The sequence below is a fragment of the Mesorhizobium sp. M5C.F.Ca.IN.020.32.2.1 genome (assembly GCF_004023105.1).
In the GTDB taxonomy this organism is placed as follows: Bacteria; Pseudomonadota; Alphaproteobacteria; order Rhizobiales; family Rhizobiaceae; genus Mesorhizobium; species Mesorhizobium wenxiniae.
In genome coordinates this window covers 1-533 of record NZ_RZSX01001614.1, presented here as the reverse complement: position 1 = coordinate 533, position 533 = coordinate 1, and the positions used below count along the sequence as shown (strand labels likewise).

The window sequence follows — 533 nt, the reverse complement described above, 5'->3', positions numbered from 1 at the left end:
AAGGTGGGATTGAAGCCGATCGTCGTCAAAAAAAAGATCGACCGGCCGGACGCCCGCCACGTTGAGGTGGTCAACGAAGTGTTCGACCTGTTTGCAGCGCTCGACGCGACCGACGAGCAGCTCGACTTCCCGATCCTTTACGGCTCGGGCCGCGACGGCTGGGTCTCGGAAAACCCCGAAGGTCCGAAGGACCAGGGCCTGGCGCCGCTGTTCGACCTCGTCATCAAGCATGTGCCGGCGCCGACCGTCCATCCCGGCCCGTTCCGGATGATCGGCACCATTCTGGAAGCCAATCCGTTCCTCGGCCGCATCATCACCGGCCGCATCGAATCCGGCACACTGAAATCCAACCAGGCGGTTAAGGTTCTGCATCATGACGGTGCCCAGGTCGAAACCGGCCGCATCTCGAAGATCCTGGCTTTCCGCGGGCTCGAGCGCCAGCCGATCGACGAAGCGCAGGCGGGCGACATCGTCGCCATCGCCGGCCTGTCGAAGGGCACCGTCGCCGACACGTTCTGCGACCCGTCGGTGAC

The 533-nt window shown here is 64.2% G+C and carries 1 protein-coding gene; it reads left to right on the top strand.

Features of this window, described 5'->3' with window-relative positions:
• Positions 1-533: EF-Tu/IF-2/RF-3 family GTPase (locus EOA86_RS37765; RefSeq protein WP_245497518.1), on the top strand; the 533-nt coding region annotated here is incomplete at both ends.